The following is a 12,082-nucleotide window of genomic DNA, read 5'->3' on the forward strand; positions in this document are numbered from 1 at the left end:
CTAATTTTCAATTATGTTTATTTAGATACTTTGACCATAGATGGTCTAAGCAGTTTATCATTAAGTAAGTAACCTTTTCTCATAACTTCTATAACAACATCTTTTTCTACATCATGCTTTTCCTCTTGCATTACCGCCTCATGTAAAGTAGGGTCGAAAAGTTTATTTAATGCTTCGATCTCTTGTAGCCCCTCTTTTTTTAAGATATCTATAAACTGTTTTAAAATCATTTCTACGCCTTTTCGAAACCCATCATCTTGTTGGTTCTGTAATGCTAGCTCAAAGTTGTCTAATACGGGGAGCAAGTTTAATATCAAATCTGCATTAGCATTTTTGGTAAGCTCCCTTTTTTCTTTTGCTGTTCTTTTTCTAAAATTGTCAAAATCCGCTTGTAGTCTAGCCAGTTGGCCCAGTAGCTCATTGTTCTTTTCCTTTTGATTTTCTAATTCATTATTTAATGATTTAACATCCTGTTCTAGATTTTGATCATTTTGTTGTTCTTGTCTTTTTTCTTCATTACCTTTTTTGCTATCTGTTTGTTGCTGTTCTTCATCTTTTAACTCTTCATCATTGCTTTCCACACTTTTTGTTGACAAGGCTTTCACTCCCTTATTTCTATTCAATCAACTGATTAAAATTATTGGATAAATACTCTAATACTTTCATAACATTAGCATAGTCCATTCGTTGTGGTCCTATTATACCAATCTTACCAGTAGATTTGCCATCAATGTTAAAACTTGTAGTAATCAACGAACAGTCATGGAACTGATTTACAATCAATTCGTTGCCTATTTTTACAGTTACTCCTTCATCTGGTGAATTTTGCTCAATCAAATCTAATAATATATTATTTTGCTCCAATATTGTTAGCAAATCTTTTATTTTATTAACGTCATTAAACTCTGGCTGGGCCAAAAAGTTAGATGTTCCTCCTGTGGCCACTTTAGTATTTTGACTTTTAAAAAGTGATGATAGTATAGTTTGTGTAAACTCCATTAAAATTGGGCTGAAATTGTAGAATTCGTTTTGTATTTCTGATATCAATTGAGCTTCTGATTTATCTAGTTTGTTTCCTAAGAGTTTAGATCTGAGTACATGTAGTATTATGTTTATTTCTTCGCTTTTAAATGGTGCATTAAACCTGATTTTTTTATGCTCTACAACCCCGTTTTCTGTCACAAATAAAATTAGCCCTTCTTTTTCTGACAGTTGAACGTAATCTAGGTGCTTTATAGCTAGTCCGGGTTTTTCTGTATGAACAACAACAGATGTATAATTTGTTATTTTAGATAGAGCAGTAGCTGTATGTTCAATTAGAAGATTTAAGTCATGAATTTTTTCTGAATACAGCGTTTTAAGCCTTTCTGCCTCGTCACACTCTAATCTGTCTTTCTCCATTAAGTCATCTACAAAAACCCTATATCCAAGCTGGCTAGGTATCCTTCCAGAAGAAGTGTGGGGCTGCATCAAAAAACCCAATTCCTCTAAGTCTGACATCTCATTGCGTATGGTAGCAGGGCTAAATCCAATTTTATGTCTTTTAGAAAGGGTCCTAGATCCAATAGGCTCTGCTGTGTTAATGTAGTCTAATACAATGGCTTTAAGAATCTCCCGCTTTCTGGCACCTAAATCCACCATATAATCAACCCCCATCTTTTTGTTAGCACTCTGTCACCCTGAGTGCTAACTATAAATAAAAATATCATCTTTATCCAAAAATGTCAACGAATTTACAAAAAAATTTCCTTTACTTCCCTGATAAAGTGAGTCTATAGTAAGCGGAAATTACCCGCAAGTTGTTAATCCAGTATTTTTTGCAAGTTGCTTAAACTTTTTAAGTTATAAACTTAAATAAGACCAGCTAAAATTCGATAAAATCCCACATATCTGAAATAATTTTATTAGATAACAAATAGCCTTTAGGCGTAAGTATAAGCTTCCCTTCGACTGTCTGTGCCATATTATTAGACACCAAGTTTTCTATATATTTTTTTGCAGCATTAGAGTATACCATGTTAGACAGAGGCACACCTTCATTTGTACGCATAGATAACATAAGTCGTTCCAACTTTTCTTCATGCTCTGCCAAGGCATAGACTTTTTCAACTGCAATAAAACCTTCTTGTATGTTTTTTAAATATTTTGATATTTTTTCAGTATTATAAAAACGTTTATTCCCTTTTTTAGAATGACTCGAGACTCCTAACCCAAGATAATCTGAACCATCCCAGTATCCGAGGTTATGTAAACATTTATAATTTTTTTTGCTAAAGTTTGATATTTCATACTGCTTATACCCCTTACTTTCCAGTAAGTTTGCACCTTCAAGATATTGGCTTATTACTTCTTTTTCGTTAGGGAGGTGCAATAAACCTTTTTCTATTTTGTTTTGTATAGGCGTATTTTCCTCCACTTGTAAACCATAAAAAGAAATATGTTTTACACCTTCAGATATTAATCTATTGATGTCATTTAAGACATGTCCTTTCTTTTGAGAAGGTAAACCATAAAGTAAATCTACAGAAATATTTTCAAATCCAGCTACCTTAGCTAGGGTAATCGCTTCTATTGCTTCAGTCGGATTATGAGCGCGGGAAATACTATTCAGTATTTCAGACTGCAAACTTTGTACTCCTATGCTAATTCTATTAAATCCTATTTTTTTATAAGCTATAAGGTTTTCTAAAGTCAAAGTTTTGGGGTTAGCCTCTATAGTACATTCTACTATATTTCTCAAATTATATATTCGGGAAAGCTCAAAAAAAAGTTCTGCTATTAAATCAGTTGGTAAAATAGTGGGTGTTCCCCCTCCCATAAAAATAGTGGAAGGTTTAAGAACAGCTATTTTTTCCTGTTGTAATTTTAATTCTCTTATTACAGCACTTATGTAATCAGAATAATTATGTGCTGATGCATAGGAAGTAAAATCGCAATATGAGCATTTAGAATGACAGTAAGGTACATGAATATATAGTCCACTCATTATTCTAACTTTAACACTGCCATAAATGCTTCTTGGGGCACTTCAACTTTACCCAACTGCTTCATTCTTTTTTTTCCTTCCTTTTGCTTTTCTATTAGTTTTCTTTTTCTTGTAATATCTCCACCATAGCATTTTGCTAAAACATTTTTTCTCATGGCTTTCACTGTTTCTCGGGCTATTATTTTATTGCCAATGGCAGCCTGTATAGGCACTTCAAACATTTGACGAGGAATAATCTCCCTTAACTTTGATGCTAAAGCACGGCCTCTGCTATAGGCATTGTCTTTATGAACAATAACAGATAGTGCATCGACTATTTCTTCGTTAAGTTTGATATCAAGTTTAACTAACTCAGAAGATTTATAACCTATAAATTCATAATCTAAAGATGCATAACCCCTAGTTTTAGATTTAAGATTATCAAAAAAATCATATAAAATTTCGCTAAGGGGCATATCGTAATATATCATTACCCTTATATCATCTAAATAATCCATAGTTTTAAATGTTCCGCGTTTTTCCTGACAAATTTCCATTACCGCCCCGATATATTCTTGTGGCACAATAACAGAGGCCTTTACATAAGGTTCTTCTATTCTTTGAATTTCTGACCCCTCTGGTAACTGAGCAGGGTTGTCCACCTTAGTGATGTTTTCTTCATGGTCATATACATGATAAATAACATTAGGGGCTGTAACAATCAGCTCTAAACCATATTCTCTTTCTAACCTTTCTTGGATTATCTCCATGTGTAATAGTCCTAAAAACCCACACCTATACCCAAAACCTAAAGCTACTGAGTTTTCTGGTTCATATACTAAGGCTGCATCATTGAGGATTAGTTTATCTAGAGCATCTCTTAATTCAGTATAATCACTGTTGTCTACTGGATATAGTCCACAGTAAACCATTGGGTTAGCTTTTTTATAACCAGGAAGTGGTTTTTGTGCCTCTCTGCCTAATTTTGTTATAGTATCCCCTACTCTAGTATCTTTTACCTCTTTAATTCCAGCTACAATAAAACCTACCTCTCCAGCAGTCAATTTATCGACAGCAACTGGAGCTGGACGAAACTTTCCGGTTTCTATCACCTCAAAGGATTTGCCCGATGACATCATTTTTATTTTTTCACCTTTTTTAATTTCCCCTTCAACTATTTTGGTATAAACTATTACACCTCTATAGTTATCAAAATGGGAGTCAAAGATTAAAGCTCTTAGGGGTTTTTGTTCATTGCATTCAGGTGCAGGAACTTTTTCCACTATAGCTTGTAATATATCGTCAATTCCTAAACCCTCTTTTGCAGATGCTAATATTATGGATTCTTCCTCTACCCCAAGTACATCAACGACTTCTTTTTTTACTTTAGCAACGTCAGCATTGGGTAGGTCTATTTTATTGATCACTGGAATAATTTCTAACTCATTTTCCATAGCTAAATAAACATTAGCTAGTGTCTGAGCTTCTATGCCTTGTGCTGCGTCAACAACTAAGATAGCACCCTCACATGCCGCTAAGCTTCTAGAAACCTCATATGCAAAGTCTACATGCCCAGGAGTGTCAATTAAATTAAGCTTATATACTTCACCCTCTGTAGTTTTATAATCAAGTGCAACTGCCTGTAGCTTTATAGTTATTCCTCGCTCTTTTTCTAAATCCATTTGATCTAGTACTTGTTCTGACATTTCCCGTTTTGTTAGGGTGCCAGTATGCTCTAATATGCGATCAGCCAAGGTTGATTTACCGTGGTCTATATGAGCTATTATTGAGAAGTTTCTTATTTTTTGTCGGTCCATCAAAATCCTCCTAAATAAAATATGTATAGACAAGATTATAGCACTTGGACGAGTAATGGACAAGTGTTCTCTGAATAACGGTGTTTAGTCTTCGAAGTTTCGATTTAACAAAGGGTACCGAAGTTTTTTACCTAAAAATTCTATTTGTTTATCCTCTCTTTTTATTCTTAAAATTTCTGGTTGCTCACCATAAACCTCTTCTAAACCTGCATGGGTTAAGTTAAATACAACATAAAGAAAAGCAAAGTATATTATCATAAATGATATTTTTCTACTCATTTACCCGTTGTAATCCCTCCAGTATAATTTTAGACAATGGTTCAGTAGTTTTTATAGCCTCATCTAAAGTATTCCAATGACCACCGATTTCTATGAGCAATATATTATTATGAAGGTCTTGATTATAGTTGCCAGTCGATCTTACAATAACTCCCCGACTTAACCCAGGATATTTTTGCTTAGTTGCTTCATTTAAAGCATTGGCCAGAGCATAATTTTTTCTCCAATTGTCATGTCTTCCTCCCACTAAAAATAACAGTTTACCCATATCTTCACCATTTATTTTTTCTGTAGTTACTGGCCTCCCAACACTTGAGCTCTGCCCTACACCGTCACGATGTAAATCTATAATTAAGTCAAAATCATCTTTTTCTATTATTTCTTCTACAGTTCTAGCTGATTTTCTATAAGATTCGCTATGCCTTTGATTGTGATATGTTTTGTCATGATAAACATACATCCCCATACTCTCTAACTGCTCTTTTAAATGTTCCCCAACCTTTACTATCGTTTCATCAAAATCTTCGGTATGAGGTATACCACTAGTTGGTACAAAAGCTTCAGTTGTGTGGGAATGATATATAGCAATTTTAAGATCTTCTGGCTTTATAGTGGATACTTGCTTTTTTTCTTCTTCCTCCTCTTCATCTTTATCAACTTGATTATTTGCCTCATCTGCACTAATCACAGAAGCGTACTCAATTTGGGCAAATACTGGAACTTGACTTTCTACTAGACTGAATGGAGCTGTTACATTTATTCCAGTCACAACACTTATTGCATTAACTATTAAACTATGCTCAACAATATCTTCCTCACGTGGAGCTACCATTTCAAAGGCCGGAACTGTTTGTAAAAGATGATCTTTAAAAAGGTGGGGGTATTGAGTATAGTAGTTTTTCATAACAAATGATAAAAGTAAAAAGGTTGTAAGCACTGTAATTATTAACATAAGTAAATTAACCTCTTCAAAAGAGGATTTTTTAGGCTTCCTATAAGATAGTCTATTACTATTTTTGAAACTATGTAAATTTTGTCTCTTAGTTTTTTTCAATTTATGTACCTCCCGCTAGTAAGCAAGACTTTGTCCCATTAACTTATAACTATCACATTACTATTCTAATAATGTCAAAAACATACATAGAAAATTTTAGTTGCAAATTTTGCTGTAAAAAAAGGCTTTGTCTCAATGTAAGACAAAGCCTTTCAAAATGCTAATAAAGATGTTTTGTTGCATCTTGATAATCTATTATCGGGTGTAGTGCTGCATTTATCCCTCCAGCTACTACATCACTTATATCTTCAATCAGTCTGTCGATTTCTTTTGGTGTAACAATCAATGAACCTAAATTTTGATTTAATACTTCAGCAATTAGCTGTTCTTTTTGCTGACCATTCAAAGAGTTCAAAGCTTGATAAAATTGTTGCCCTTGCCCATTTGGGCTATTTTCAGCCACTGTATTTGTGACCATTTCAATGGTGTCACTGGTTACGGTTACAGCATCAACTACAGTTGGTACTCCAATAGCTATTACGTCTACACCTAAATCTTCTTTAGTTATTCCTTTTCTCTTATTTCCCACACCAGACCCCGGATGAATCCCCGTATCTGCAATTTGTATAGTGGTGTTTAGCCGTGATACATCACGAGCTGCTAATGCATCTATGGCTATTATATAGTCCGGCTGGGTTTGCCTCACAACTCCTTCTATTACCTCACTGGTTTCAATTCCTGTTAGCCCTAAAACTCCTGGCGCTAGAGCAGATACAGTTTGATAGTCATTGTTGTTAAATCTATTTGGCATCATAGCCTTTAAATGTCTTGTTATTAGTAACCTATCTATAACTTTTGGCCCTAGTGCATCAGGGGTAACATTCCAATTGCCAAGACCTACAATCAAAACATTTTGATTGGGACTTTTTGGCAACATTGAGTTTAACTCGTGGGCAAATGTTTGACTAACTCTTTCTTCAAATTCAGTATTTTTTTTTCTAAACTCTGGCATTTCTAAAGTGATGTATCTCCCCATTTGCTTTCCCATTTGTTGAGATGCTTGAGGTGTTGAAATGTTTACCCTTTTTACAAAGTGGTCATTATGATTTTGATCTTGAACGTTAACTCCATTTACCCCTTGAGGTGTCTGTGTTGCCACATATTCGTGGGCTTCAATTGCTAGGTCTGTTCTAAAGTTTATTTTGGACAATTGTCTTTTCCTCCTTTTTATCTAAGTTCTGTGGGAGCAAAAGCATCTACAATTCCTATAATAAATGCTGCAATTGCTGCACCAAATATCGATACATTTAAATCGGTAACTAAAAACTGTGCTAAATATATTACAACAGCTGACGTAACAAAACCTACTATCCCTCGATTTTGAGGTGAAATGTTTTCACCAAATAATTTTTCCATGATATATCCCAACACAGAAATTACTATAGCAGATATTAGAGCTCCGATAAAACCTAAAGCTCCAAACCCTGGGACAAAAAAACCTAATGCCATTAGCACTATGGCAGATACTATAAATCTAATCACTAATCTTAACATTTTATCACCTCTATTTTGCTTTTTTTCTAGTTTTCCTTATAATTAAAAATGTATTCATTAACACTTCTAAATAAAATAGCTGAGTAAGCTGTTGCATTTATACTTAGTTCATGGTAAAATAGTTTTGTTAATTTGGTCGTTATGGTTAAAGGAGGTGACTGCACATGCCTAATATAAAGTCTGCTAAGAAAAGGGTTAGAATTACTGCCAAAAAAACTGAAAGAAACTATGCTATTAGATCTTTTGTAAAAAACAGAATTAAAAACTATGAAACAGCATTACTTAATAACGATAAAGAGTCAGCTCAAACTGAGCTTACTAAAGCAATTAAAGCTATTGACTCTGCAGTTAGCAAAGGTGTTTTACACAAAAATACTGCTGCCCGTAAAAAGTCACGTCTAGCTAAAAAGTTAAAAAATATTGCTTAGTTAATTTAGGACACCCCATATGATCAGGTGTCCTTTGTTATGATTAAAAGGCTGCCTCTTTTTAAATACCCTCCTAAATTGGGATATTTAAAAAGAGGCAGCCTTTTTTTGCATAATAACTATTTAAATATTTTTATTGACAATTCATTTCCACTATTGCCATTTCTAATCCTTGAACTCCTTCAATTTTACCTTGTTTTATTTTTCCTTCATATTTTGCCAGTATGGATAACTTTTTGTGGAGGTTTTTTAATGTAAATAGCGAGGTTTGCTTAATAGCCTTTTCCAATCGAAATGGATGGAGTTTCAATTTATTGTTAATATTCTTTGAGGTATACCCTCTTTGTGTAAAATCTAACACTTTAGTTAATAACCTAAAATGATTAACTATCATACTATATATCAACAAATAATGAGTTCCGTTTTTATTCATTTTGTGTAACACTTTTATCGCATCACTAGATTTGCCCTCGGAAATTTTATCAATTAGTTCAAAAATGTTATCGTTATTGGCAAAAGCACAAACTGCATTTACATCTTCTATAGTTAAGGTTTCTTTGTCACCAAGGTATGCAACAATTTTATTTATTTCATTTTCTAAAGTATATAAATTATTATCTAAGCTGGCTGCTAAAGTATTTATAATGCCACCTGTAACCTTAATATTATGATTTTCAAACTGCTCTTTTATCCACTGTCTTATTTCATAAGGTTTTAGACTATTACAGTGTAATATAGTACCCTCCTTATGGATCAACTTATAGATTTTTCTAGATTTTACATTATGACATTCAACTTCCGCAACAACAAGGACAATTTGTGGGTTAGGATTGTTGAGGTATTCAATAAGTAAATTTTCCAGTTCCTTTTCCTTTTTTGAACCGTTTTTTTTGAACAACCCTGTATTTTTCAGCACAACTAATCTTTTGTCACTCATAAAAGGCAACCCTTGCAACACTTCTTCTACTCTGTTTAGTGTGAAATCTGAGCCAATCAAATCATAATTATAATCTTTCATCTCATCATCTTTTGCAAATACAGTTTTAAATATGTTGTTTAAGTTTTTTTCGATCCAATACCTTTCATTGCCATACAGTAAATATAAATTACTAAGCTGATTATTTTTTAATTTTAATATTTTGTCCACTTTTATCACCTCACTGTTGTCTCAACTTTATAGCCCCATGGCCTTATTCTAAAATATATTCTTCCATCTTTATCTGTTCTAAAAACTTTTGCACCGCTATCTTCTAAACGTTTAACAACGTCTGCTGATGGGTGACCAAATGAATTTTCACCAACTGTTATTATAGCATATTGAGGAGAGCTGTTTTCTATTATCTCTTGTGTTGTGGAAGTTGAACTCCCATGATGACCTACTTTTAAAATGTCTATTTCGTTCAGATGCGGAGCTACTTTAGACTCCCCTTGCTTTTCAATATCTCCTGTTAACAGTATCTCCTTTTCAAACAATCTGCCCTCAAATACTAAAGAGATATTGTTGATAGGAGACTCTGTAGGGAAAAAATCTTCAGTAGGATGAAGTGTTTTTAATTTAAAATCATCACTAAAAGTTGATTTAGCTCCTTTTTCAATTTCTATAATGTTAATTTGCTTTTTTTCAGCAGTGTTATAAATCAAGTCTGCAGTATAGCCTTTAAAAAATTGGTTATTTGGTATTACTATATTTTCGATGGGTATTTCATCTGCTATTTCGGCTATAGCACCACCGTGGTCAAAGTGAGCGTGAGTAATAAAGACATAATCCAGTTTTGTCACTCCTAGCCTTTTAAGAGTGGGGATCACTGCCCTATTTCCCACATCATAGTTAATATTACCACCGGTATCCACCAAAACATTATAGTTGTTATCTGTAATTAAAATACAATCCCCCTGTCCTACATCTATAAAATGCAAATAAACTGTAGGAATATAAATACTACTATAGTACATTATGGTCAATATGATGGCTAATACAATACTACTAGTTTGAATTTTACTATATTTATAACTTAAGTAAAAAATAGCTACTATAGAAATAATATATAACATAAAAGATAGACTTATAGGGATCCAAGTGCCGTATATATTAGCAACAAACAGTATCCACTTAGCTAGAATTTCAATAATTATAAACACAGGTGTAATGGGAATCATAATTCCTACCAAAACTGACAAAAAAATAAAGGGCATAACAGGGGTTGTTAATAAGTTTGATAATGGAGATAACAGAGGGAATCCCCCATTATAATAAATATTTAAAGGAAAAGTAGTAATCTGAACAGCTATAGTTGCTTTTAAAATATTTGCTAAAAAGTCATTTGGTATCCAATTTAAAAAGTTAATTCTGGAATGAAAGATTGCGATACCTAGTACCCCTAAATAGGAAAACTGAAACCCCATATCATAAATTAAGAAAGGATTAACTATTATTGAAAGCATAAATGTTATCCCAATAGACCGGGTCAAAGAATAAGGGTAACCTAATACTTTGCTAGTCGTAAATATAGCAATCATAATTAAAGCTCTTAATGTAGACGCTTTGACTCCCACAAAAATAACAAATAAAGTGGTGAAAAGTAAGCCTAATAAATAGCATCTATCTTTGTTTTTTATTATAACGTTTGAGATAGAGAAAATAAGATAATAAATTATTCCTATGTGAAAACCCGATACTGCAGTAAGATGCACCAAACCAGCGTTTAGCAAAGAATAACGGTCAGTATTACTTAAGTTGGATTTACTTCCAAAAAAAATTCCTTGAACCAGACCTGCACTGCTATCAGAAAGGTTATCTAAAATATTTTCTACCCTCTTAATAATAGCATCATTTAGCCTGTGATGTAACAAAGGGTTTGATTTTTTTACTTTAATATCACCGGTAAATTCAGTTATATAACCTACATAGTCGTTGATATAACAATATTCATATGGCACAAAGAAATTGTTATATTTCTTTGATACAGCCAGTTCACCAGTATGTTCTATTATTGTACCACTGTCAAAATCGTCTTCTAGAAATATATTGACAAAACCTCTATTTACATCAAAATTTTCGCTTCCAATTATTTTTCCTTTATTTCCATCTATAGTTTTAACAACTTTTATGGTTAAAGTATCAGTTTGGTCTCTAATCATATGCCACTGTGCTTTTTGATAATCTAGATAAATAAATCTTCCAGCGACTACAATCATTATAACAACTAGGGTTAACATAGCTTTCAAACCCTTTTTATTATACACAACAAATAACAAAGCAGCCATAAGTAATATAGCAACACAGGTAATTAACAAATCATCACAGAAAGAAATAATCGTTAAAACAGCAGAACTTATAAACCACCCCATCATAGTCCCTCCTCTTTTCATAGTTTACACTATAAAAAGCAAAAACCCTTTATTTCACTAAAAAAAGTGTCCAATACGGACACTTTTTTACTACATCTTTTCCATTATATATACTCCGTTGGCTTCATCATACTCCTGAAGATTTACCTTAACATGTTCTTTTATGGAGGTTGGAACGTTTTTGCCGACAAAGTCTGCCCTGATAGGCAACTCTCTATGACCTCTATCCACTAATATGGCAAGCTGAATTCTCCTGGCTCTTCCAATATCTGTTAAAGCGTCTAGGGCCGATCTAACAGTTCTTCCGGTATACAAAACATCATCTACAAGTACCACTATTTTATTATCAATATCAGTGGAAATGTTTTCTCCAAACACCTTAGGCTTTTCTGATTTCTTTGTTAAATCATCCCTATAATATGTAATATCCAAAGTTCCCACAGGCACAGAAACACCTTCTATTTCTTTTATTTTAGTGGCAATTTTCCTGGCTAATGGGATACCCCTTCTTTTAATTCCTACTAGTACTAAATCGTCGGTTCCTTTATTTTGTTCTAAAATTTCATGGGAAATCCTAGTGACAGCTCTTAAAATTGCTTTTTCATCCATTACTTGAGCTTTCTCTACGAAGGTAGTCATAAGCTTAACACCTCCCTACACAATAATATGGTTTAATATACTACATCAAAACAAAAAT

At 33.1% G+C, this 12,082-nt stretch carries 12 protein-coding genes; 1 reads left to right on the plus strand and 11 read right to left on the minus strand.

Features of this window, described 5'->3' with window-relative positions:
• Positions 1-17: 17 nt before the first annotated feature.
• The 8 genes from grpE to PRVXT_RS08800 form a co-directional block, all read right to left on the minus strand.
• Positions 18-596 (minus strand): nucleotide exchange factor GrpE, encoded by a 579-nt coding sequence (grpE, locus tag PRVXT_RS08765; RefSeq protein ID WP_350342503.1) that lies wholly within the window; start codon positions 594-596, stop codon positions 18-20.
• Between the two features lie 19 nt (positions 597-615).
• On the minus strand, positions 616-1,641 hold the full coding sequence (gene hrcA, locus PRVXT_RS08770) for a heat-inducible transcriptional repressor HrcA (RefSeq protein ID WP_350342504.1): 1,026 nt from the start codon (positions 1,639-1,641) through the stop codon (positions 616-618).
• A 223-nt stretch (positions 1,642-1,864) separates the two neighbouring features.
• A complete protein-coding gene (hemW, locus tag PRVXT_RS08775) occupies positions 1,865-2,986 on the minus strand; it encodes a radical SAM family heme chaperone HemW (protein WP_350342505.1) in 1,122 nt (373 codons plus the stop codon).
• On the minus strand, positions 2,986-4,782 hold the full coding sequence (gene lepA, locus PRVXT_RS08780; protein WP_350342506.1) for a translation elongation factor 4: 1,797 nt from the start codon (positions 4,780-4,782) through the stop codon (positions 2,986-2,988). The genes hemW and lepA overlap by 1 nt, the downstream gene beginning before the upstream one ends.
• A gap of 84 nt (positions 4,783-4,866) precedes the next feature.
• Positions 4,867-5,061 (minus strand): hypothetical protein, encoded by a 195-nt coding sequence (locus tag PRVXT_RS08785; protein ID WP_350342507.1) that lies wholly within the window; start codon positions 5,059-5,061, stop codon positions 4,867-4,869.
• Positions 5,054-6,115: a stage II sporulation protein P gene (gene spoIIP, locus PRVXT_RS08790; RefSeq protein ID WP_350342508.1), complete on the minus strand. Its 1,062-nt coding sequence runs from the start codon at positions 6,113-6,115 to the stop codon at positions 5,054-5,056. Before spoIIP ends, PRVXT_RS08785 begins: the two co-directional genes overlap by 8 nt.
• A gap of 160 nt (positions 6,116-6,275) precedes the next feature.
• Positions 6,276-7,265: a GPR endopeptidase gene (gene gpr / locus PRVXT_RS08795; protein ID WP_350342509.1), complete on the minus strand. Its 990-nt coding sequence runs from the start codon at positions 7,263-7,265 to the stop codon at positions 6,276-6,278.
• A gap of 17 nt (positions 7,266-7,282) precedes the next feature.
• On the minus strand, positions 7,283-7,609 hold the full coding sequence (locus PRVXT_RS08800; protein ID WP_350342510.1) for a phage holin family protein: 327 nt from the start codon (positions 7,607-7,609) through the stop codon (positions 7,283-7,285).
• 164 nt (positions 7,610-7,773) lie between these two features.
• Here PRVXT_RS08800 and rpsT point away from each other — a divergent pair, with 164 nt between their 5' ends.
• Complete coding sequence (rpsT, locus tag PRVXT_RS08805) at positions 7,774-8,037, plus strand: 30S ribosomal protein S20 (RefSeq protein WP_350342511.1); 264 nt, start codon at positions 7,774-7,776, stop codon at positions 8,035-8,037.
• Positions 8,038-8,170: 133 nt separating this feature from the next.
• On the opposite strand, the gene holA is transcribed toward rpsT, so the two are convergent.
• The 3 genes from holA to pyrR form a co-directional block, all read right to left on the minus strand.
• Positions 8,171-9,184 (minus strand): DNA polymerase III subunit delta, encoded by a 1,014-nt coding sequence (holA, locus tag PRVXT_RS08810; RefSeq protein WP_350342512.1) that lies wholly within the window; start codon positions 9,182-9,184, stop codon positions 8,171-8,173.
• Between the two features lie 5 nt (positions 9,185-9,189).
• Entirely contained in the window at positions 9,190-11,385 is a 2,196-nt protein-coding gene (locus tag PRVXT_RS08815) for a DNA internalization-related competence protein ComEC/Rec2 (RefSeq protein WP_350342513.1), read from the minus strand.
• A 90-nt stretch (positions 11,386-11,475) separates the two neighbouring features.
• Positions 11,476-12,024, minus strand: a complete 549-nt coding sequence (gene pyrR / locus PRVXT_RS08820; protein WP_350342514.1) for a bifunctional pyr operon transcriptional regulator/uracil phosphoribosyltransferase PyrR — start codon at positions 12,022-12,024, stop codon at positions 11,476-11,478.
• Between the last annotated feature and the right edge of the window lie 58 nt (positions 12,025-12,082).

Source organism: Proteinivorax tanatarense, assembly GCF_040267685.1.
In the GTDB taxonomy this organism is placed as follows: Bacteria; Bacillota; Proteinivoracia; order Proteinivoracales; family Proteinivoracaceae; genus Proteinivorax; species Proteinivorax tanatarense.

Coding starts and splice junctions, on each gene's coding strand:
- hrcA (WP_350342504.1), bottom strand. CDS start 1,641: ATGGTGGATTTAGGTGCCAGAAAGCGGGAGATTCTTAAAGCCATTGTA.
- hemW (WP_350342505.1), bottom strand. CDS start 2,986: ATGAGTGGACTATATATTCATGTACCTTACTGTCATTCTAAATGCTCA.
- lepA (WP_350342506.1), bottom strand. CDS start 4,782: ATGGACCGACAAAAAATAAGAAACTTCTCAATAATAGCTCATATAGAC.
- PRVXT_RS08785 (WP_350342507.1), bottom strand. CDS start 5,061: ATGAGTAGAAAAATATCATTTATGATAATATACTTTGCTTTTCTTTAT.
- PRVXT_RS08800 (WP_350342510.1), bottom strand. CDS start 7,609: ATGTTAAGATTAGTGATTAGATTTATAGTATCTGCCATAGTGCTAATG.
- rpsT (WP_350342511.1), top strand. CDS start 7,774: ATGCCTAATATAAAGTCTGCTAAGAAAAGGGTTAGAATTACTGCCAAA.
- PRVXT_RS08815 (WP_350342513.1), bottom strand. CDS start 11,385: ATGGGGTGGTTTATAAGTTCTGCTGTTTTAACGATTATTTCTTTCTGT.
- pyrR (WP_350342514.1), bottom strand. CDS start 12,024: ATGACTACCTTCGTAGAGAAAGCTCAAGTAATGGATGAAAAAGCAATT.